The 791-nt window shown below is 70.3% G+C and carries 1 protein-coding gene; it reads left to right on the forward strand.

Going from position 1 to position 791, the window contains the following annotated elements:
• The coding region (locus BZY54_RS48745; RefSeq protein ID WP_107420039.1) for a pirin family protein at positions 1-791 on the forward strand (791 nt) is incomplete at both ends.

The following is a 791-nucleotide window of genomic DNA, read 5'->3' on the forward strand; positions in this document are numbered from 1 at the left end:
CGGACACTGATCGGAGCCTGGTGTTTCGCCGACCACTACGGTCCCGACGACGTGGGCGGGACGGGCGGGATGGACGTCGCCCCGCATCCGCACACGGGCCTGCAGACGGTCAGCTGGCTCTTCAGCGGTGAGATCGAGCACCGGGACAGCCTGGGCAGTCATGCCTTCGTCCGTCCCGGCGAGCTCAACCTGATGACGGGCGGCTTCGGCATCAGCCACTCCGAGGTGTCGACCCCGCGGACGACGATCCTGCACGGCGTGCAGTTGTGGGTGGCGCTGCCGGACGAGCACCGGAACGCGGAACGGGACTTCCAGCACTACGTACCGGCCCCGGTGCCGCTGGAGGGCGGTCACGCCCGGGTCTTCCTCGGGACGCTCGCCGGCGACACCTCCCCGGTCAGCACCTTCACACCCCTCCTCGGCGCCGAACTGTCCGTGGAACCGGGCGCGACGGTGACCGTCGACGTCGACGCGGAATTCGAGCACGGCCTCCTCGTCGACACCGGCGACGTCCGCTTGAACGGTGCCGCCCTCAAGCCGGCCGAGCTGGGCTACGTCGCTCCCGGACACACCGTGCTCACCCTCGTGAACGAGGGGCCGCTGACCGCACGCCTGGTGCTGCTCGGCGGACCGCCCTTCGGGGAGGAGATCGTCATGTGGTGGAACTTCATCGGCCGCACCCACGACGACATCGTCCGGGCTCGCGAAGCCTGGCAGAACGCATCGGACCGCTTCGGCCAGGTGGTCGGTTACCAGGGGGACCGACTCCCCGCCCCGGCGCTCCCCAACGC

It is taken from the genome of Streptomyces carpinensis, assembly GCF_002154505.1.
Lineage (GTDB): Bacteria > Actinomycetota > Actinomycetes > Streptomycetales > Streptomycetaceae > Streptomyces > Streptomyces carpinensis.